The organism is Kitasatospora sp. NPDC101108 (assembly GCF_055584725.1).
This window is the reverse complement of the sequence record NZ_JBVJLM010000001.1, coordinates 606,994-626,071: the sequence shown is the minus strand read 5'-3', so window position 1 is coordinate 626,071 and position 19,078 is coordinate 606,994. Positions and strand designations below refer to the sequence as shown.

The window sequence follows — 19,078 nt, the reverse complement described above, 5'->3', positions numbered from 1 at the left end:
GGAGATCCCTTTGACGACACCCATCACCGACGGCCTCGCCCGCCTCGCCGACCGCCCGGCCCTCGTCTGCGCGGACCGGGTGTGGACCGGTGCCGAGGTGCTGGCCGCGGCCCGCCGCACCCCGGCCGGGCCACCGGGCCCCGCCGGCCCCGAAGCACTGATCGCCCACCTGGCCGAGGCCCTGCACGGCGGCGGGGTCTCCAGCGAGGCCGCCTCGGCCCGGGCACTGCGCGACGCGCTCGGCGAAGACCCGGAGATCGTCCTGATCGCCGCACCACCCACGGGCCTGGGCGGTGACGCCGCGTTGGCGAGCTGGAGCGCGGGCGCCGCGGTCCACTTCGACGGCGCGCCCACCCCCGCCGAGGCACTCGCGCTGCTGGAACGCACCCGCGCGGACCGCGCCGTGCTGCCGGGGGCCCTGTTGCGGGAGCTGGTGGCCCATCCGGCCGCGCTTCTCGCCGAACTGTCGGCGGTGCGGCGGGTGGTGCACGACGGCGGGCCGATCGACGTGTCCGGTGTCCTCGATGCGCAGGCCGTCCCCGTGGACACCGGTCCCGACGAACGGACCATCGCACGGCTGGTCACCGAGACCGCGGCCGCGGCCGACGCCGAACTCGCCGGGATCGACCTGGACCAGGCGGTCGCCGCCGTGGAGCGGCTCGGCTCCACCGCCCTGCTGTCGATGCTCAACTCCCTCCACCGCAACGGCCTGTTCACCGCAGCGGACGCCGCGCACACCGAACAGCAGGTGCTCGACGGGGCCCGGGTCGCCGCCGAGCACCGGCCGCTGATCCGCCGCTGGCTGCGAGTACTGGCCAAGCAGGGCTTGATCCGGCACGACGGCGCCCTGCTGCGGCCCGCCATCGATACCGAGGAATTCACCGACGCCGCACTCGACCGCGCGTGGACGGAGACCGAGCGGGCCTGGCTGGCCACGGCCGGCGCCGCCGGCACCCTCGCCTACGCCCGGCGCAACGCCGAACACCTGCCGGAGCTGATGACCGGGGCGGTGCAGGCGGTGCACCTGTTGTTCCCGCAGGGGCGCACCGACCTCGCCAGGGCGCTGTACCGGGAGAGCGTGGCCGCGCGCTACCAGCACCGCGCGGTGAGCGCCTTCGTCAGCGGGATCGCGCGGGAGTCGCGACGGCGGCTGCGGGTCCTGGAGGTGGGCGCAGGCACCGGAACGACCTCCGAGGTGCTGCTGCCGGCCCTGTCCGGCCTGGACGTCGACTACCTCTACACCGACGTCTCTCGATACTTTCTGGACACCGCCGCCGACCACCTCGCGCCCCACCCCTGGGTCCGCACCGGCCTGTTCGACCTCGACCGCTCCCCGTACGAGCAGGGCCTCGCGCCGCACTCCTTCGACGTCATCGTCAGCGGCGGAGCGTTGAACGCCGTACAGGACACTGATGCCTCCGTCCGCCGGCTGGCCGAACTGCTCGAACCCGGCGGGTGGTTGGTGTTCACCGAGCCCACCGTCGAGGAGTACTGGGTGATGGCCTCGCAGGCCTTCATGCTGCCGGCCGCCGACGACGGGCGGGCCGACACCGGCTCGACGTTCCTCACCCTGCCGCAGTGGAACCGGGTGCTCGACGACGCCGGGCTGGAGCGGGTCCTCGCCCTGCCCGCCCCCGGGCACCCGCTGGAACGGCTCGGCCACCGCGTCTTCGCCGCCCGCGCCCCGCACACCCCCGACACCACCCCCCGATGAGAGGAAGATTCCGCATGAACACCCCGGTTCCCTACCCCTTCAACGACTTCCACGGCCTCGAACTCGCCCCCGAGTACACGACGGCCCTCTCCCACTCGGAGCTGACCCGGGTCAAGCTGCCGCAGGGCGAACCGGCCTGGCTGGTCACCCGCTACGCCGACGCCAGGCTGGTGCTCTCCGACCGCCGCTTCAGCCGCGCCGAGGCGGCCGGGCGGGACGCGCCACGCGCCCTGCCCCGGACGGCCGGCGGGATCGTGATGATGGACGCGCCGGAGCTGACCCGGATCCGCAACCTGGTCACCAAGGCCTTCACCACCCGTCAGGTGGAGCGACTGCGCCCGCACGTGCGCAAGCTCGCGGGCGAGCTGGTCGACGCGATGGAGGCCGCGGGCCGATCCGCCGACCTGGTAAGGGACTTCGCGCTGCCGATCCCGATGTCGGTGATCTGCGAGCTGCTCGGCGTCCCGATCGAGGACCAGCCGAGGTTCAAGGAGTGGAACGACTCCCTGCTCTCCACCGATGCCGCCGACGCCGAGCGGACCCGGCGCAACCTCGGCGAGCTGTCGCAGTACATCCTGGGCCTGATCGCCAGGCGCCGGGCCGAGCCGGGCGAGGACCTGATGACCGCGCTCATCGAGGCCCGCGACGTGGACGACCAGCTGAGCGAGATCGAGCTGGTGCAACTGTGCATCGCGATCCTGGTCGCCGGCTACGAGGCGACCTCCTCGCAGATCCCCAACTTCGTCGTCACCCTGCTCGACCACCCCGACGAGTACGCCCGGCTGCGCGCGAATCCGGACCTGATGCCGGGCGCCGTCGAGGAGTTGCTGCGGTTCGTCCCGCTGGCCTCCAGCGCGATGTTCCCGCACTACGCGCTGGAGGACGTGCGGGTGGGCGGCACCCTGGTGCGCAACGGCGAGCCGGTGTTCGTGTCGATCGGCGCGGCCAACCGGGACGCCCGCCGGTTCGCCGAGCCCGAGCGGCTCGACCTCGGCCGGGAGGCACAGGCGCACCTCGCCTTCGGCCACGGCATGCACCACTGCATCGGCTCCGCCCTCGGCCGGGTCGAACTCATCGAGGCGATGCGGGTGTTGGTGACCAGGCTGCCGGGGCTGCGGCTCGACGGCGACATCGAGTGGAAGACCGCCACCTTCTTCCGCGGGCCCCGGCGCCTGCCGGTCACCTGGTGATCGCGCTACCGCGACACCAGCGCCGCCAGTGCCCGCTTGTCGACCTTGCCGAGTCCCGTCCGGGGGAAGGCGTCCAGCACCTCGATCCGGTCCGGCAGCTTGAACGCGGCCAGGCCGAGGTCGGTCAGGTAACCGGTCAGCTCGGCGCGGGTCGGCGGCGTCCCGCGGGCGATGACGAAGGCACAGCTGCGCTCGCCGAGCGCCTCGTCGGGGAGACCGACGATCGCCACGTCGTGCACCGAGGGGTGGCCGAGGACGAGGTTCTCCACCTCCTCGACGGGGACCTTCTCCCCGCCGCGGTTGATCACGTCCTTGACCCGGCCCTCCACCACGAGGTGGCCGCTGGGCAGGCGCCGCACCAGGTCGCCGCTGCGGTAGAAACCGTCCGCGGTGAACGCGCCGCGGTTGTGCTCCTCGGCCCGGTAGTACCCCCGCAGCGTGTACGGGCCGCGCACCTGCAGTTCGCCCACCTCTCCGGGGGTGACCTCGACGTCGTCCTCGTCGACCAGGCGCACCTCGTCGTCCTCGGCGAGCGGGCGGCCCTGGGTGTCGAGGACGAGTTCCTCCGGGTCGTCCAGCCGGGTGAAGTTCAGCAGGCCCTCGGCCATGCCGTACACCTGCTGGAGCCGACAGCCGAGCACGGGCCGCACCCGGGCGGCGGCTTCCGCCTTGAGGCGGGAGCCGCCGACCTGGAGCAGTTCCAGGCTGCTCAGGTCGGCGGCGGTCCACTCGGCGGCCTCCAGCCAGAGCAGCGCCAGCGGCGGGACGAGAGCGGTGACGGTGATCCGCTCGCGCTCGATCCGGGCGAAGGCGTCCTCCGGGCTGGGCGTCGGGCAGAAGACCACCGTGCCGCCGGCGTGCAGGGTGCCGAACGCGCCGGGGCAGGCGAGCGGGAAGTTGTGCGCGATCGGCAGCACGACCAGGTAGCGGCTGTCCGCGCCCAGGCCGGCGACCTCGCTGCTGGCGCGCGCGTTGTAGGCGTAGTCGTCGTGGGTCCGGGGGATCAGCTTCGGCAGCCCTGTGGTGCCACCGGACAGCAGCAGCAGCGCCACGTCCGCGGGATCGGGCTCCGGGAGGTCCAGTCTGGCTTCCCCGCCGTCCAGTTCGGACAGCGCGGTGAACTCCTCGGCCTCGCCGACCACCACCACGTGCCGCAGCCCGGGAGCCTGCGCGCGGACCGTACGGGCGAGGGCGCGGTAGTCGAAGCCGAGGTGGGTGTCCGCGATGACGTACGCGGCCGCCCCGGACAGCCGGGCCAGGTGGACGAGTTCGGTCTCCCGGTGCGCCGGCAGCGCGAGCACCGGTACCGCACCGAGGCGGAACAGCGCGAAGCACAGCGGCAGGAACTCGCCGACGTTCGGCAGCTGCACCAGAACGCGGTCGCCCGGCGCCAGCCCGATGCCGTCCAGGCCGGCGGCCAACCGGTCGGCGTGGGCGTCGAGTTCGGCGTACGTCCAGCGCCGGTCCCCGTCCACGACGGCTTCGGCGTCCGGCCGCTCCTTCGCCCACGCGCGCAGCGACGCGCCCAGCGTTCTCCCTCGCCAGTACCCGCGTTCGCGGTAACGGGCGGCGAGGTCACCGGGCCACTCGACGAATCCAGGCAGCATCAGCGGTCCTTCCGAAGAGTCTCGACACACGTACTTCCGACATATTCACTTAGGGCAGACTAAGTTCTTGTCCATTGTTCAATGGCGGCTGAGTCCGATCCTAACCACACCGGAACCGAGGAGCACTGAGAAGACCATGAGCAGTTCCGAGGAGGCCGCGCACGCGTCGCGGACACCCAACGGCCTGCGCCAGGTGATGGAGCTGGTGAGCCTGTCACCCCCGGCCCGCGCCGGCCTCACCAGGGCCGCCGGGCTGAGCGTGCTCTCCGGCATCGCCGCCGTCGCCGGATTCGTCTGCCTGGGCTTCGCCGTCGGCGAGCTCTTCGCCCCGGCGCCGTCCGGTCGGGCGGTCGGATGGTGGGCGGCGGGCGCGCTCACCGGCCTGGCCGGCTCCTTCGGAGCGCGGTGGCTGGCCGAAGGCACCACCCACGAGGCGAGCTTCGAACTGGAGGTGACCCTGCGCCGCACGCTCGCCGACGCCCTGGCCCGCATGCCGCTCGGCGAGGTGCACCGGCTGGGCTCGGGACGGCTGAAGAAGGTCCTCCAGGACGACGTGAAGGCGCTGCACAGCGTGGTCGCCGACGCGCTGCCGTTCGTCGGCTCCAGCGTGGCCCAGCCGGTCGCGGCACTGGTCGCGCTCGGCCTCGTCCAGTGGCGGCTGCTCGCCGCCGTCCTGCTCGTCGTGCCGCTCGCGGTGGCCTGCCTGTCCTTCATGACCCGCGACTACGCCGAACAGCGCGACCGCTACAACCGCGCCAATGAGGACGTCAACGCCGCGGTCGTGGAGTTCGTCCAGGGCATGCCGGTGGTCCGCACCTTCGACGACGGCCGCAGCTCCTTCGGACGCTACTCCGGCGCCGTCCGCTCCTTCACCGTGGCGGTCGGGGACTGGATCGCCACCACGCGCGCCGCCGGCATCGTCACCCAGCTGTTCATCGTGCCGCTGCCTACCCTGCTCATCGTCGCCGCCACCTCGGTGCCGATGCTCGCCGCCCACTGGATCACCCCGACCGAACTGCTCATCGCCCTGCTGATCGGAGCGATGCCGATCGAGGCGATCGCCCCGCTGATGCACCTCAACGGCTACCTCAACGACTCCAAGGCCGCGGCCGCCCGCATCGCCGAGGTACTGGCCATCCCGCCGCTGCCGGAACCGGAGCACCCGAAGGAGCCGCAGGACGCGTCCATCGCCCTGCGCGGCGTCACCTTCGGATACACGGGCGACCGGGGCAGGCCCGCGCTGGACACCGTGGACCTCGACATCCCGGCCGGCACGGTGTGCGCGCTGGTCGGTCCCTCGGGCTCCGGCAAGTCCACCGTCGCCCGGCTCGTCCCGCGCTTCTACGACGTGCAGGAGGGGTCCGTGCGCGTCGGCGGCATCGACGTGCGCGACATCCCCAGCGACCTGCTGCTGCGTCACGTCGCGCTGGTCTTCCAGGAACCGTTCCTGGTCAGCGGGACCGTCGCGGAGAACATCCGGCTGTCCAAACCGGACGCGACCGACGCCGAGGTGCACGCGGCCGCGATGGCGGCCGCCGCGCACGAGTTCATCGTCAACGATCTGCCCGACGGCTACGACACCGTCGTCGGCGAACGCGGCGGCCTGCTCTCCGGCGGCCAGCGGCAGCGGATCACCATCGCCCGGGCGATCCTCTCCGACGCCCCGATCGTGATCCTGGACGAGGCGACCTCCTTCGCCGACCCGGAGAACGAGGCGGTGATCCAGGAAGCCCTGGGCCGGCTGACCAAGGGCCGCACCGTCCTGGTGATCGCCCACCGGCTGTCCACGATCGTCGACGTCGACCAGATCGTCGTCCTGGACGGCGGGAAGGTCGTCGAGACCGGCCGGCACGCCGAACTCGCCGCCGCCGGCGGGCGCTACGCCGCGCTCTGGGAACGCCACGCGAAGGCGTCGACCTGGGGACTGCCGGCCAACCGGACCAAGGCTGCCAACCGAACCGTGGAGGCCAACCGATGACGCGGATCCTACGACTCATGCTGACCGCGGCGGGCCCCTACGCCCCGCAGTTCCGCGCCACACTGCGCGTCTCGCTCGCGGCGACCGCCGTCCAGACCGCCGCCTACGCGGTGTTCGTCCCCCTGCTCACCGCACTCGCGGGCGACCCGGTGGACACCGGGCGGGCCTGGCTGTGGGTGGCCGTCCTGGCGGCGCTGGTAGCCGCCGAGGCGGCGCTGCGCATCCGCGAGATGGGCTTCACCTACGACTACTGGCACCTCGTCACCGAGGACGCACGGCTGCGCCTCGGAGCCAAACTGCGCTCGATGCCGCAGCAGGAACTCAACCGGCGCGCCGCCGGCGACCTCACCACCGTGGTCGGGCACAACGTCACCAGTGCCGCCACCGCGATCTCCTCGCTCGCGGCGCTGTTCGTCCGGCTGATCACCGTCCCGCTCCTGCTCGGCGTCCTCGTCCTGGCCCTGGACCGGCGGCTCGGGGCGGTGCTCGTGCTCGCCACCCTCGCCGCGATCCCGCTGGTGCGCACCGTGCAGCGGCGCTCCAACGCCGGATACCAGGGCGTGAACACCGCCGACGCCGAGGCCGCGGACCGCATCGTCGAGTACGTCCAGGGTCTGCCGGTGCTCAAGGCGACCGGGCAGGCGGGCGCGGACTCGCCGCGGCTGCTGCCCGCCCTGCGGCACCAGCACGAGGCCCAGTCGGCGGCCGCCCGATCGGCCTCGATCCCCGTCGCCGGAGCGCAACTGCTCGTCCAGGCGGCGATCGTGGCCCTGGTGTCGGCCGGCGCCGCGCTCGTCCTGGACGCCGACCTGTCGCTGCCGCTGCTGGTCGCGATCACCGTGACCGCGGCCCGCTTCGCCGAACCGCTGGCGCTCGCCTCCACGATGACGCAGCTCTTCGAGATGGCCGAGACCGCACTGAGCCGCGTCGGCGACGTGCTCACCGTCGAACCGCTGCCGGTCCGGCCCGGCGGAACGCCGCCCGAGGCCTTCGACATCCGCTTCGAGGACGTGGAGTTCAGCTACCGCGGCCAGTCCGAGCCCACCCTGCGGGGCGTCTCCTTCGAGGTGCCCGAGCGCAGCATGACCGCGCTGGTCGGCCCGTCCGGCTCGGGCAAGACCACCGTGACGAAACTGGTCACGCGTTTCGCCGACCCGACCTCGGGCACGGTGCGGCTCGGCGGGACCGACGTGTCCGTCGTGGATCAGGACCAACTGCTGCGCCACATCGCCGTGGTGTTCCAGGACGTGTACCTCTTCGACGACACGATCCGCGCGAACATCGCGATGGGCCGCCCGGACGCCACGGAGGCCGAGATCGAGGCCGCCGTACGGGCCGCCAACGTGCACGAGTTCATCGCCGGGCTGCCGCTGGGGCTCGACACCCGGGTCGGCGAGATCGGCTCCGCGCTGTCGGGCGGAGAACGCCAGCGGATCTCCATCGCCCGGGCCATCCTCAAGGACGCCCCGGTGGTGCTGCTCGACGAGCCGACGGCGGCGCTGGACAGTGAGTCGGAGGTGGTCGTCCAGGAGGCGATCGAGGCGCTGGTCGCCGGAAAGACCGTGGTGGTGATCGCGCACCGGCTGTCCACGATCGTCGGCGCCGACCAGATCCTGGTGATCGAGGACGGCCGGGTCGCCCAGCGCGGCACCCACACCGAGCTGATCGCCGACCCCGACGGCCGCTACGCCCGCATGTGGGCGGCGCAGGAGCGGGCCCGCGACTGGCACGTCCCGGCGGCGTAGGGCCGTCCCCCTGACGGGGAGGAGGTGCCCGGCAGCGCCCGGGCACCTCCTCCACGGCCGTCAACGGGGCCGGACCTGCTCCAACCGGGCGGCTATCCCGTCGAGCGTGCGCTCGACCGCGTAGTCGTAGAAGCTCGCGTAGAACCCGGCGAGCTGGTCGGGCTGCTCCGAGACCTCGTGCACGAAGGCGCCCATCGCCGCCAGACCCGGCATGTCGTCGCGGGTGCGCGACTGCGCGTACAACTGCGACATCCTGGCCCGCAGCTCGGGGTTGTGCTCCCGGTCGTCCTCGATCGCCATCAGCTGGCACGCCGTCCCCAGCAGCACGTTGTAGGCGAGCACGCTCTCCTTGCCGAAGCCCGCCTCCTGGAGCAGCGTGACGCCCCGGTCGATGATCGGCGCGGCCCGCTCGACCCCCGGGCCGTGCGCGGCCAGCCGCCTGGCCACACCGGGATAGCGACGCAGCACCCCGCGCATCCCGCTGAGCAGCACACGGAACCAGTCGCGCCACGGCAGCGCGGTCGGCGGCACCGGCAACATGCCGACCACCCGCTCCAGCACCGCGTTCACCACGGCCTCCCGGTCACCGACGTGGTGGTACACCACGGTCGGGTACGCCTCGATCGCCGCGGCGAGCTGACGCACCGTCCAGTTGTCCAGGCCGTGCGTCTCGGTCAGGACCAGCGCCTGGTCGACGATCTTCTCGGCGGTGATCGCGGGAAGCCCCGCGGCCCAGCGTGAGCGCGGGCGGGAATCCGGGATCGAGGCTCGTGATGCCATGGACAAACCATATCGGACCACCGGGCGCCGGGCTGTACACCGTTCAACGGATCGCAGACGGAGGGGTGGTCACCGAGTCCACAGGATGCAGCGCCTGGACGACGGCCCAGATGACGGCGACGGCGGGCACAGCGAGGACGGCACCGATGATGCCGAGCGCGATGCTGCCGACGATCACCGACTATACGACTGCCTGCCCGGCGGACCGTTCCCGCCGCCTGCCTGCCGCAGATGCGGTTCGGACGGCTACTTCAGCCAGGGCCTCCAACCCTGGGGGCCTACCGTTGGGTCGTCGCGCGGACCATCGCCTGGCTTCACGGCTTCCGCCGCCTTCGCATCCGCTGGGAGCGACGCGACGACATCCACGAGGCCTTCAGATGTGCTCCCTAAAGGTCAGGGGAGAGAAGGTCGCGCATGCGGGTCCGTTCGGCTCGGGAAGCCGCGGCGGGGCGTCCGGCCGTCATACCACCGTCGACTGCGAGATCCTGCCCGGTGACGAGGCGGCTGGCGTCGCCGGCGAGCCACAGTACTGCCGCGGCGATGTCGTCGGTCCGGACAGTGCCGGGGAGTGGTTGGGTGGAGTCCAGCAGTGGCTTGAACGCTTCGGCCACTGACGTGGCCGTGGCGTCAGCAGCCGATGCGTCGGCTCCGGCCCCCTTGGCGAAGATGCCCGTCGGCACGAAACCGGGGGACACGCTGTTCACGCGGACCTCGTGCTCACCCAGGTCCACTGCCGCGCACCGGGTGAGGTGGAGTGCCGCGGCCTTGGCGGTCGAATAGTCCAGGCCGGACCAGCCGGCTGTCTTTCCCGCTAGGCTCGCCACGTTGATGATGCTTCCCGAGCGCTGGGCCACCATCTGCCGTCCGGCGTGCTTGATCCCGTGCATGACGCCCGTGACATGGACCGCCAGTGTCCGTGTGAAAACGGCCGAGTCGAAGTCGGTCACCGAAGCCATGTTCCCTGGCCCGCCCGCGTTGTTGACCATGATGTCGAGCCGCCCGTAGCGCTCGACTGCGTGGCTGACCAGTGCCTCGACGTCCGCCTCGATCGACACGTCGCAGCGCACGAAGGTCGCCGACTCGCCCAGTGCCGCGGCCTGCTGGCGTCCTTCCCGCTCGCGGCGGCCGGCGAGGACGACGTGGGCGCCCTCGGCGGCGAACACCTCCGCAATACGGGCTCCGATGCCGCTTGTTGCCCCGGTGACGACGGCGACCTTGCGCTGCAGACTCTTCATAAACTCAACTCCGGTGTCGGGTCCGAGGTACAGGCAACAGGACCGGGTACGGCAAAGGTTGATCATTATCATTGGCCATCAGCGACCCGTGGACAAGTCACGCCGTCCAGCGGACGGGACCACGCGCGGCTGGGCCGGCATGGACTGGCGTTCGACGGCAACTTCGTGCCAGCTGAACCCGGCGATCTGGACTACCACTGCGGCTGCAAGGTGCGGTTCCACCATCGCCGGTGCAGCGCTCGCTCCAGCCATCGGGTCGCCTGGTCGGTGCTCGTCAGCTTGTGGAGTGATAGCGATCAGCCCCCGTCTCCCTGACCAGGACCGAGGTGTACACCTCCTTGGTGTTGACCCAGACTCGGACTGAGAAGAGCCGGTCTTGATTTGGTCTGGTGGAAGAAGCCGTGTACCGCGTCGCCGGGGAGCTTTCAGGGCTGGGAGAATCCCGCTACATGTCGCGCTCGACGCCAGCACCAGCAGATGATCCCCAGCTCAGGCTGAGCGGCCCCGAACGGGGCCGCCTGAAGGCCGAACGTGTTCGATGCCAACACGTTCGGGGCGGCCCGGCCGGATCTCAGCTCGATCTTTGACCTCGCGCGGCGAGGTGGGCCTGGAGCGTGTCGCGTTTGGCGGTCTTTCCCACGTCGTGGCGGGGCGGTCACGGATGACCGGGATGCCGAGCGGCGCGGGCAGGTCGTCCGGCGTACCGGACGACCTGCCCGCCAGAAGGACTGATGCACCGTCAGAAGAGTCAGCAAAAGGTCAGCATTCATCCGAGCAAACGCTGTCACACCCACCCACATGTGAGACGCTGCGGATCCTCGAATCCCGCCTCGCCCGCCCTCCGGAACACGATCCAGCCATCGCCGCCCGGCAGGGGCGTCGGGCCACCGCTGCACCGGCGGCCGACCGTCAGCGACTTCCTGCGGTGGACCCACCGCTGCAAGATCACCCCACGCCTGCAGGTTCCCCCGCTCCCCAACGGCGATCCCGCCACCTTCCTCGACGAAGACCACCACATCGACCTCCTCCACCGCTGCGTGCACGACGACTCCTTGCCCACCGATGTCCGCGCCGCAGGAGCGCTCGTCCTTCTCTACGGGGCCCGCACGAGTCGTATCGCCCGGCTGACCCACGACGACCTGATCCGTGACGGCGACCAGATGCTCGTCATCCTCGGCACCGCTGCCACCCCCGTTCCGCCCCGAGTGGCCCATCTGCTCACCACCCAGGCGGCAGCCCGGCCGCGCACGCTGTCCCAGCACCCCACCGCCGCAGGTCCTGCCTGGCTGTTCCCCGGCGCGCTCGTCGGTCGCCCTGTCGCCCCGCACCGCCTGCGCGAGCGCCTGTCCGACTACGACATCGGCGTCCGCCCCGGACGAAACAGTGCAGTTCTTGCCCTCGCCCAGGGCCTGCCAGCCCCTATCGTCAGCTCGCTGCTCGACCTCCACATCGACACAGCCGTCCACTGGGCCAAACGCGGCAAGAACGACTGGACCGGCTGCCTCCAGACCCGCGTCCGTAGCTGAGCCGAAGGCTCTCCGCGCTATCCCGAACGGGCAAACTCGCGCAATTGCGCGAGGGATGTGCCGACCACGCCGGCCGTCGGGGGCGTCGGACACCGCGGGGCACAGGGGAGCGGGTAACCCTGTCCGACCGTGGACTTACGGTGCGGCTGGGGGCAGCTGTTCCCGGAGCCGCCCAAGGGCTGCAGCGTGGGGCGCGCTGGCGGCGAGGGTGTAGGTGACGATGGTGAGGCCGGGGTCGGCGGGGATTTCGAGGGCGTCGTAGTCGAGGTCGAGATCGCCGACGTCGGGGTGGTGGAAGTGCTGCCGGCCGCTGCGGTAGTACTCGACGTCGTGGTCGTCCCAGCGCCGCGCGAACTCTTCGCTGCAGATGGCGAGTTCGTCGATGAGGTCGGCGAGGTCGGTGTCACTGGGGTTGCGGGCGGCTTCGGTGCGCAGGCTGCCGACGGCGTCGTGGGCGATGCGTTCCCAGTCGCGGTAGAAGCGCCGGGCCCGGGGGTCGCGGAAGACGAAGCGGGCCAGGTTGGGCGGCTGCTCGGCGCTGTCGAGGGCTTCGGTGTACAGGGCGCGGGCGAGGGCGTTGGTGGCGAGGACGTCCAGGTGGGCGTTGCGGACGAAGGCGGCGGCGCCGGTCATGGCGTCGAGGATCTGCTGGAGGCTGGGCCGGACGTGGCTGGTGCCGCCGTCTCGGTCGGGGAGGCGGTGGGGGTTGTTGGCGGCGCGGACGAGCGCGGCCAGGTGGGCGCGCTCGACGTCGTCCAGGCGCAGGGCGCGGGCGAGGGCGTCGAGGATGTCCTCGGAGACGCCGCCGACGTTGCCGCGCTCGATGCGGGTGTAGTACTCGACGCTGATGGCGGCGAGCTGGGCGACCTCCGAGCGTCGCAGCCCGGCCACCTGGCGTCGGCCGCCGAAGTCGGGCAGGCCGGCCTCCTGGGGGGTGAGGCGGGCGCGGCGGCTGGTGAGGAAGGTGCGGATGTCTTCGCGGACGGTGTCGGCTGGCACCGCTCCAGCGTAGGCCGGTGCCGCGGGCGGGGGTCCCTGCCAGTACCCCTCCCAGCAAGGACTCCCAGGTCAGAGACGGTGCGTGGTTCCGTGGAGGGGTGAGCGGGCCAGCAGTTCGGCCCGTACCTCCAAGGGAAGGATCCCGCCCGCCATGACCGTCACCGCTTCCTCGCCCAGCTCGGCGCAGGTGGCCACGGCCGGCACAGACCGGCACGCCGCGGCAACGCTGGCCGCCGCCGCCTTGGGCTTCTTCGTGATCACCCTGGACGCGACGATCGTCAACGTCGCCCTGCCCTCGATCCGCGGCGCGCTCGGCGGCGGGATCACCGGCCTGCAATGGGTGGTCGACGGCTACACGCTGATGTTCGCCGCGCTGCTGCTGTCCGCCGGCGCCCTGTCGGACCGGATCGGCGCGCGCAAGGCGTTCGCCGGCGGTCTGGTCCTGTTCGTGGCCGCGTCGCTGGCATGCGGGCTGGCCCCGTCGCTGCCGGCCCTCGTCGCCGCCCGCGTGGTGCAGGGCATCGGCGCGGCCGTGACCATGCCGACCTCGATGGCGCTGGTCCGTCACGCCTTCCCCGACCCGGCCCGCCGGGCCCGCGCGGTGGGGGTGTGGGCGATGGGCGGTGCCATCGCCGCCGCCGCGGGCCCGGTGCTCGGCGGTGTGCTGAGCCTGGCCTCCTGGCGGATGATCTTCTTCATCAACCTGCCGGTCGGCCTGCTCATCCTGGCGCTGCTCGCCCGCAGTCCGAAGTCGCCGACCCGTCCGGCGCCGTTCGACTGGGCCGGGCAGGTCACCGGCATCCTGGCGATGGGCGGCCTGACGTTCGGCGCGATCGAGTCCGGCGAGGCCGGGTTCACCGCCCCGAAGGTACTGCTCTCGCTCGCCGTCGCAGTCGCGGCCGGGGCCGCGTTCGTACTGGCGCAGGCCAAGGGGGCGCACCCGATGGTGCCGCTGTCCCTGTTCCGGTCCAAGACGGTGGTGATCGTCACCGGGATCGGGTTCGCGTTCATGGTCGGCTTCTCCGGGCTGCCGTTCGTCTTCAGCCTCGACTTCCAGCAGCAGCACGGCCGGTCCGCGCTGGGCGCCGGGATCGCGTTCCTGCCGATGATGCTGCTCAGCGCCTGCCTGACCCCGTTCTCCGCCCGCATCGTGGTGCGCACCGGCCCCCGCGTGCCGGTCATCTCCGGGCTGGTACTGATCGCGGCCGGATCGGTGGCCCTGGCCCTCGTGCCCGGATCGGCGCCGGTGTGGGTGAGCGCCCTGCTGCTGGTCCCCGTCGGGCTGGCCGGCCCGCTGGTGATGCCACCGGCCACCACGCTGCTGCTGGAGCACGTCCCGGCCGAGCAGACCGGCACCGCCAGCGGGGTGTTCAACACCAGCCGACAGATCGGCGGGGCGCTGCCCGTCGCGGTCTTTGGCGCCCTGATCTCCGGCACGGCTGGCTTCCAGCACGGCCTGCGCCTCAGCCTCGCCCTGGCCGCCGCCGTCGCTGCGGCCGCGGCGCTGGCCGCCACCCGCATGGCCGCCGCCCGGCGTGGCAACTGAGCCCGCCCACGCAGGCCACGGCACCGTCAGGCACAACCACCGCCCCGCCGCTGCGGGGCCCGACGAAGGGATTCCCTCATGCCCGGCACCGAGCCTTCGGGCGCGGCGAAGATGTTCGGCGACTTCGCCCCGCAACTGGTGCACTTCACCGACGACGTCCTGTTCGGCGAGGTCTGGCAGCGCCTCGGCCTCACTCCCCGCGACCGCTCGCTGATCACCGTCGCCAGCCTGGTCATGAGCGGCAGCACCGAGCAACTGCGCCACCACCTCGGCCGCGCCAGGGACAACGGCGTCACCGAGGCCGAGCTGATCGAGGCCATCACCCATCTCGCGTTCTACACCGGCTGGCCGCGCGCCATGTCCGCCATGGCCGTCGCCAAAGACCTCTTCACCAGCTGACCTTCCCTCACCTCGCCCAAGGAGTCACCCCGATGGAACTGCGCACCCGTCCCGCCACCGCCAAGCTGCCCGAGAAGATGTTCACCGGCGACGCCTGGGCCGACGTCATCCACCGCGGTGAGGAGCCGTCCAGGATGCGGGCCAACGCAGTGCACTTCGCCCCGGGCGCCCGCACCGCCTGGCACTCCCACGGCATCGGCCAGACCCTCTACATCGTCGAGGGCATCGCCCTGATCCAGTCCCGTGGCGGCACGATCCTCGAAGCCCACCCGGGCCAGGTGATCTGGACCCCGCCGGGCGAGGAGCACTGGCACGGCGCCGCCCCCGACCACTTCATGACCCACATCGCCCTGTGGGAAGGCGACGACGTTACCTGGCTCGACCACGTCACCGACGCCGAATACACCGGCCCCCGCACCCGCGAACTCTGACCCTTCCGCAACGAGTACAAGGAGCACCCCGTCATGCGTGCCACCCTCCTGTACGGGCCCGGGGACGTTCGCGTCGAGGAACGCGACACCCCTCAGATCCTCAAGCCCACTGACGCGATCATCCGCACGTTCGCCACCTGCGTGTGCGGCTCCGACCTGTGGGACTACCGCGGCATCAATCCCGCCAAGGACCCCGCCCCCATCGGCCACGAGTACGTCGGCATCGTCGAAGAAGCCGGCGACGAGGTCACCACCGTGCGGCCGGGCCAATTCGTCGTCGGCTCCTTCTTCGCCAGCGACGGCACCTGCGCCAACTGCCGCAACGGCTACCCCAGCAACTGCCTGCACCGCGAGTTCGTCGGCGGCTGCCAAGCCGAGTACATCCGCATCCCCTGGGCCGACGGCACCCTTGTCGCTACCGCCGACCTGCCCACCGACGCGCAGGTGCCCGACCTGCTGGCCTGCTCCGACGTCATGGGCACCGGCTGGTGGGCCGCCGTCGCCGCCGGCGTCCAGCGCGGTGACACCGTCGCCGTCGTCGGCGACGGAGCCGTCGGCCTGTCCGCCGTCCTCGCCGCACGCGAACTCGGCGCCGAACGCATCATCGCCATGTCCCGCCACGAGGCACGCCAGAAACTCGCCACCGACTTCGGCGCCACCGACATCGTCGCCGAACGCGGCGACGAGGGCGTGGCCCGCATCAAGAACCTCACCGGCGGCATCGGAGCCGACCGCGTCCTGGAATGCGTCGGCACCGACCAGTCCACCCGGCAGGCCCTGAACTCCGCCCGGCCCGGCGGCGGCGTCGGCATCGCCGGCGTCCCCCACGGCGTCCAGATCGACGGCACCGCCCTGTTCTACTCCCACGTCGCCGTCCAGGGCGGCCCCGCCCCCGTGCGTCGCTTCCTGCCCGACCTCGTCGACCGCGTCATGACCGGCCGCATCAACCCCGGCCGCGCCTTCGACCTCACCCTGCCCCTCGACCAGGCCGCCGAAGGCTACAAGGCCATGGACGAACGCCGCGCCATCAAGACGCTCCTCAAGCCCTGACCCCTGCCCCGGGCTCGCTTCAAACCGGTGCCGGGGCGGCCCACCCCGGCAGCCCACGGTTGAGATCCGCACCGCTCGTCACCCGCTGCCCTCCGCTGGTGCGGTCCAGTCGAGATAGCCGCACGGTGCACTCCAGGTGGGTACCGCCGACGATTCCATGTCCGGCAGCTGATCGGGCTGCCAGACCAATACGACGCTCCAGGAATAAGTGATCTCCGCCGGTATAACGAGCGGGGTTGCATCGAATGAAACATTCGGCGCGACCGTACAGGCGGCTGACCTGCAGTTCTCCGAGGGGGTCGACTCTATGTCGGACCCTCGTCGCGCAGTTCAGGAGCCAGGGCGCTAACCGATGCAACGTGGGTCGGCGGTGGTGCAGGCTGCTCTGGAAGGCATCCGTGGCGGACCCGCCCGCCTTTGAACTCCTTAGGACGGTGGTCGAGGGGTGGATCGAGCGAGCGCCCCCATGTCCAACCGGCGGTCTCGATAGTGGATACGGTGTTGCTGTTATTGTGCTGGTCAAGGAGGTGAATGTTCGGTGGCAGCAGCTGGTCCTACGCGAGCGACCACGGCATCGGGCCGGGGCCCGGGGCGTCCGCCCGTGCCGTTGGAGCGCATCGTCTCCACCGCCCTGCAGATCGTGGACGATGAGGGGGCCGACGCCCTCTCGATGAGGACGCTGGCCCAGCGCCTGGGCTCGGGCACGGCGACGCTGTACCGGCACTTCGACAACCGGACAGCGCTGGTCGCCCATGTCGTGGACCGCATGTTCGGCGCCGTGGAACTGAACGGCAACGAGCTCCTCGCGATGGGCTGGCAGCAGGCGCTGCGGACGGTCGCGCACACCATGTTCGAGGCCCTGGCTCGGCACCGGAACGCGGCGCGCCTGATGGTCGAAGAGATTCCCATGGGGCCGAACGCCATGGCGCTGCGGGAGCACTGTGTCGCGGCGCTACTCGACAGCGGCTTCCCGCCGCGACTGGCCGCGCACGCCTTTGCCACCCTCGCCCGCTACGTCCTCGGATTCGCCATACAGGTCAACGGCCATGGCGGCGGCGGGCAGCATCACGACGCGCACCTGTCCGGCGTCTTTCAGGGAGTCGATCCGGCCGTGTTCCCGGCAACGGTCACCGTCGCCGGTTCGATGCCCGTTCCGATCGAGGACGAGTTCTCCTTCGGACTCGAACTCCTACTCAGTGGGCTTGCCCACCTGCGCGACGACGCCTGACCGGGCAGCCCGATGCGGCCCGGCCTCTTCCCTGGCCCGCGCAGCGCCGGCGAGGAGCTGTCTGACCCGCGTGGTCGGCGGTTCGTCAGCGGAAGGCGAAGTGCTCGGCGTGGAGATGCTGACGGGGGACGCCCCGGCGGTGCAGGTCGCGACTGAGGTCTTCGACCATGGAGGCGGGGCCGCAGAGGAAGACGTGCGTGTCGGGGGTGATCGGTCCGGCCTCGGCCTGGATCCTCTCGGCGGTCAGGCGGCCGTGGCTGCGGCTGAACGTCGGGTGGAGCCGGAACTCGGGGCGGTGTGCTGCCGCTTCGGTGAGTTCCGGGAGGAACGGTGCGTCTTCGGCGGTGGGGGCGCAGTAGAAGAGGTCGGTGCGGGCCGGCGCGGCACTGGGGTGGGTGAGCCAGCCGAGGAAGGGCGCGATGCCGATGCCGCCCGCGATCCAGATCTGCCGGGGTCCGCCGAGGGTGTGGTCGAACATGCCGTAGGGACCCTTGAGGGTGGCGGGGTGTCCTTCGCTGATGTCCGTGTAGAGGCCGCGTGTGCCGCGGCCCAGGGCGCGGATGGTGAGGCGTACCGAGCCGTCGGCCTGGGTTCCCGCGACGCTGAAGGGATGTTCGTGCCAGCCGCCGACCCGCAGGTAGACGAACTGACCTCCTGTCACCGGGAGCGGCGTGTCGCCGGTGGGTGTGAGGGTGAGGTCGAGGATGTCGGGTGTCGGCCGCTCGACGCGACGGATGACGTAGTCCGCCCGGGGTTCCCTGTGCCGTAGCACCAGTTCGTCGTAGGCGTAGGCGGTCATGCCGATGGCGGCCATGGTGGTGTAGGTCGCCAGCAGCGGTGTGGATCCGTTGATGATGAGATCGAGGAACCAGCCGTGCAGCAGCGCCGACAGGAGCAGCAGGCCGGTGAGGCGGTGCAGGAACAGCCAGCGCTCGTAGGGCAGTCGCAGGATGCGGCCGACCTGGCCGAGTGAGATGAGGACGAGCAGCAGCAGGCCGATGGCGGAGACGGCGCCGAGCAGGTGGCCCATCCCTACCGACGCGGTCGGGTGGGCGTAGCCGTACGGGCTCCCGTCGAAACCGGAGAAGAAGTGGAGGAGCAGGTGGGGGGTGAGCAGGAGGATGGACCACAGGGCGTACAGCTTGTGCTGGCGGTACATGCGGTCCAGGCCGCCGAACCACTGCTCCAGCCACATCAGGCGGGTGGCCAGCACCAGGGTGCAGGACATCAGGTAGGCGGACAGGACGCCGGCGAACTCGCCGGCGAAGTAGACGGGGCTGAGGTGCTCGGGCGTGAGCCAGTCCCAGGCCAGGTAGAGCATGACCGCTCCGGTCGTGACCGACAGTGGTCCGACGTGGCGCTTCTTCAGGCGTGCGTCCAAGGGGGCGCGGGCGATCCGGATGGCGTAGATCGCTATCACGATCAGAACGGGCATGGTCTACCCCTCGGGGTCGGCGCTGTGGACGAAGGGGCGCTGGTGAAGGCAGGCGGGCCATGCGGTCGCGGCTTGAGCGCCCTGGAGTCCAGGTGGCTGCGTTTCCTGCCACCTCTGATATTGGCTACAGTGTAGCCGTTTTCGGGTCGGTGCACGCGGATGCCTGGTGGCCAGCCCTGGATCTGTCCTCGGGAGCGTGACGGTCCGAAAACCTC

16 protein-coding genes and 1 pseudogene are annotated in these 19,078 nt (G+C 71.4%); 11 read left to right on the top strand and 6 right to left on the bottom strand.

All coding sequences use genetic code 11. From position 1 onward, the window contains the following. The first annotated feature begins 10 nt into the window (after window positions 1-10). Together ACZ6Z8_RS02835 and ACZ6Z8_RS02830 are read left to right on the top strand one after the other, a co-directional pair. A complete protein-coding gene (locus ACZ6Z8_RS02835) occupies window positions 11-1,714 on the top strand; it encodes a methyltransferase (protein ID WP_465605657.1) in 1,704 nt (567 codons plus the stop codon). Window positions 1,715-1,728: 14 nt separating this feature from the next. Beyond that, complete coding sequence (locus ACZ6Z8_RS02830; protein ID WP_465605655.1) at window positions 1,729-2,904, top strand: cytochrome P450; 1,176 nt, start codon at window positions 1,729-1,731, stop codon at window positions 2,902-2,904. A gap of 5 nt (window positions 2,905-2,909) precedes the next feature. On the opposite strand, the gene ACZ6Z8_RS02825 is transcribed toward ACZ6Z8_RS02830, so the two are convergent. After that, window positions 2,910-4,511, bottom strand: a complete 1,602-nt coding sequence (locus ACZ6Z8_RS02825) for a (2,3-dihydroxybenzoyl)adenylate synthase (protein ID WP_465605653.1) — start codon at window positions 4,509-4,511, stop codon at window positions 2,910-2,912. A gap of 136 nt (window positions 4,512-4,647) precedes the next feature. Between ACZ6Z8_RS02825 and ACZ6Z8_RS02820 the strand changes: the two genes are divergently transcribed. Then, complete coding sequence (locus tag ACZ6Z8_RS02820) at window positions 4,648-6,489, top strand: ABC transporter ATP-binding protein (RefSeq protein WP_465605651.1); 1,842 nt, start codon at window positions 4,648-4,650, stop codon at window positions 6,487-6,489. Between the two features lie 17 nt (window positions 6,490-6,506). Continuing rightward, on the top strand, window positions 6,507-8,234 hold the full coding sequence (locus ACZ6Z8_RS02815) for an ABC transporter ATP-binding protein (protein WP_465605649.1): 1,728 nt from the start codon (window positions 6,507-6,509) through the stop codon (window positions 8,232-8,234). Between the two features lie 60 nt (window positions 8,235-8,294). Here the strand turns inward: ACZ6Z8_RS02815 and ACZ6Z8_RS02810 are convergent, their stop codons facing one another. Both ACZ6Z8_RS02810 and ACZ6Z8_RS02805 read right to left on the bottom strand, forming a co-directional pair. Beyond that, a complete protein-coding gene (locus ACZ6Z8_RS02810; protein ID WP_465605647.1) occupies window positions 8,295-9,014 on the bottom strand; it encodes a TetR/AcrR family transcriptional regulator in 720 nt (239 codons plus the stop codon). Window positions 9,015-9,057: 43 nt separating this feature from the next. Continuing rightward, entirely contained in the window at window positions 9,058-9,192 is a 135-nt protein-coding gene (locus tag ACZ6Z8_RS02805) for a hypothetical protein (protein WP_465605645.1), read from the bottom strand. A gap of 92 nt (window positions 9,193-9,284) precedes the next feature. On the opposite strand from ACZ6Z8_RS02805, the pseudogene ACZ6Z8_RS02800 reads away from it, so the two are divergent. Then, window positions 9,285-9,404: pseudogene (locus tag ACZ6Z8_RS02800) on the top strand (IS5/IS1182 family transposase); the annotation flags it as partial. Here the strand turns inward: ACZ6Z8_RS02800 and ACZ6Z8_RS02795 are convergent. After that, window positions 9,401-10,249 carry an SDR family NAD(P)-dependent oxidoreductase gene (locus ACZ6Z8_RS02795; protein ID WP_465605643.1) on the bottom strand — a complete coding sequence of 283 codons (849 nt, stop codon included), beginning with the start codon at window positions 10,247-10,249 and terminating at the stop codon, window positions 9,401-9,403. The pseudogene ACZ6Z8_RS02800 and the gene ACZ6Z8_RS02795 sit on opposite strands and share 4 nt — an antisense overlap. Window positions 10,250-10,980: 731 nt before the next feature. Between ACZ6Z8_RS02795 and ACZ6Z8_RS02790 the strand changes: the two genes are divergently transcribed. Then, the gene (locus ACZ6Z8_RS02790) at window positions 10,981-11,775 is read left to right on the top strand and encodes a hypothetical protein (RefSeq protein WP_465605641.1); all 795 of its coding nucleotides are present in this window, start codon (window positions 10,981-10,983) and stop codon (window positions 11,773-11,775) included. Between the two features lie 135 nt (window positions 11,776-11,910). Here the strand turns inward: ACZ6Z8_RS02790 and ACZ6Z8_RS02785 are convergent, their stop codons facing one another. Continuing rightward, window positions 11,911-12,774, bottom strand: coding sequence for a helix-turn-helix transcriptional regulator (locus ACZ6Z8_RS02785; protein ID WP_465605639.1), 864 nt, complete (start codon window positions 12,772-12,774; stop codon window positions 11,911-11,913). A gap of 151 nt (window positions 12,775-12,925) precedes the next feature. Between ACZ6Z8_RS02785 and ACZ6Z8_RS02780 the strand changes: the two genes are divergently transcribed. The 5 genes from ACZ6Z8_RS02780 to ACZ6Z8_RS02760 all read left to right on the top strand — a co-directional run bounded on the left by ACZ6Z8_RS02780 (window position 12,926) and on the right by ACZ6Z8_RS02760 (window position 17,428). Continuing rightward, on the top strand, window positions 12,926-14,320 hold the full coding sequence (locus ACZ6Z8_RS02780) for an MFS transporter (protein WP_465605637.1): 1,395 nt from the start codon (window positions 12,926-12,928) through the stop codon (window positions 14,318-14,320). Window positions 14,321-14,398: 78 nt separating this feature from the next. Then, window positions 14,399-14,719 (top strand): carboxymuconolactone decarboxylase family protein, encoded by a 321-nt coding sequence (locus ACZ6Z8_RS02775; protein ID WP_465605635.1) that lies wholly within the window; start codon window positions 14,399-14,401, stop codon window positions 14,717-14,719. Between the two features lie 32 nt (window positions 14,720-14,751). Further along, window positions 14,752-15,150 (top strand): (R)-mandelonitrile lyase, encoded by a 399-nt coding sequence (locus ACZ6Z8_RS02770; RefSeq protein WP_465605633.1) that lies wholly within the window; start codon window positions 14,752-14,754, stop codon window positions 15,148-15,150. Between the two features lie 33 nt (window positions 15,151-15,183). Then, on the top strand, window positions 15,184-16,200 hold the full coding sequence (locus ACZ6Z8_RS02765; protein ID WP_465605631.1) for a zinc-dependent alcohol dehydrogenase family protein: 1,017 nt from the start codon (window positions 15,184-15,186) through the stop codon (window positions 16,198-16,200). 601 nt (window positions 16,201-16,801) lie between these two features. Next, the gene (locus ACZ6Z8_RS02760; protein ID WP_465605630.1) at window positions 16,802-17,428 is read left to right on the top strand and encodes a TetR/AcrR family transcriptional regulator; all 627 of its coding nucleotides are present in this window, start codon (window positions 16,802-16,804) and stop codon (window positions 17,426-17,428) included. A gap of 85 nt (window positions 17,429-17,513) precedes the next feature. Here ACZ6Z8_RS02760 and ACZ6Z8_RS02755 read toward each other — a convergent pair whose 3' ends face one another. Then, complete coding sequence (locus tag ACZ6Z8_RS02755; protein ID WP_465605629.1) at window positions 17,514-18,863, bottom strand: ferredoxin reductase family protein; 1,350 nt, start codon at window positions 18,861-18,863, stop codon at window positions 17,514-17,516. Between the last annotated feature and the right edge of the window lie 215 nt (window positions 18,864-19,078).

Bases quoted from the DNA above. Each gene is read 5' to 3' on its own strand.
- ACZ6Z8_RS02830 (WP_465605655.1), top strand. From the start codon at position 1,729: ATGAACACCCCGGTTCCCTACCCCTTCAACGACTTCCACGGCCTCGAA.
- ACZ6Z8_RS02810 (WP_465605647.1), bottom strand. From the start codon at position 9,014: ATGGCATCACGAGCCTCGATCCCGGATTCCCGCCCGCGCTCACGCTGG.
- ACZ6Z8_RS02825 (WP_465605653.1), bottom strand. From the start codon at position 4,511: ATGCTGCCTGGATTCGTCGAGTGGCCCGGTGACCTCGCCGCCCGTTAC.
- ACZ6Z8_RS02780 (WP_465605637.1), top strand. From the start codon at position 12,926: ATGACCGTCACCGCTTCCTCGCCCAGCTCGGCGCAGGTGGCCACGGCC.
- ACZ6Z8_RS02770 (WP_465605633.1), top strand. From the start codon at position 14,752: ATGGAACTGCGCACCCGTCCCGCCACCGCCAAGCTGCCCGAGAAGATG.
- ACZ6Z8_RS02775 (WP_465605635.1), top strand. From the start codon at position 14,399: ATGCCCGGCACCGAGCCTTCGGGCGCGGCGAAGATGTTCGGCGACTTC.
- ACZ6Z8_RS02765 (WP_465605631.1), top strand. From the start codon at position 15,184: ATGCGTGCCACCCTCCTGTACGGGCCCGGGGACGTTCGCGTCGAGGAA.
- ACZ6Z8_RS02755 (WP_465605629.1), bottom strand. From the start codon at position 18,863: ATGCCCGTTCTGATCGTGATAGCGATCTACGCCATCCGGATCGCCCGC.
- ACZ6Z8_RS02815 (WP_465605649.1), top strand. From the start codon at position 6,507: ATGCTGACCGCGGCGGGCCCCTACGCCCCGCAGTTCCGCGCCACACTG.
- ACZ6Z8_RS02820 (WP_465605651.1), top strand. From the start codon at position 4,648: ATGAGCAGTTCCGAGGAGGCCGCGCACGCGTCGCGGACACCCAACGGC.
- ACZ6Z8_RS02795 (WP_465605643.1), bottom strand. From the start codon at position 10,249: ATGAAGAGTCTGCAGCGCAAGGTCGCCGTCGTCACCGGGGCAACAAGC.
- ACZ6Z8_RS02790 (WP_465605641.1), top strand. From the start codon at position 10,981: ATGCACCGTCAGAAGAGTCAGCAAAAGGTCAGCATTCATCCGAGCAAA.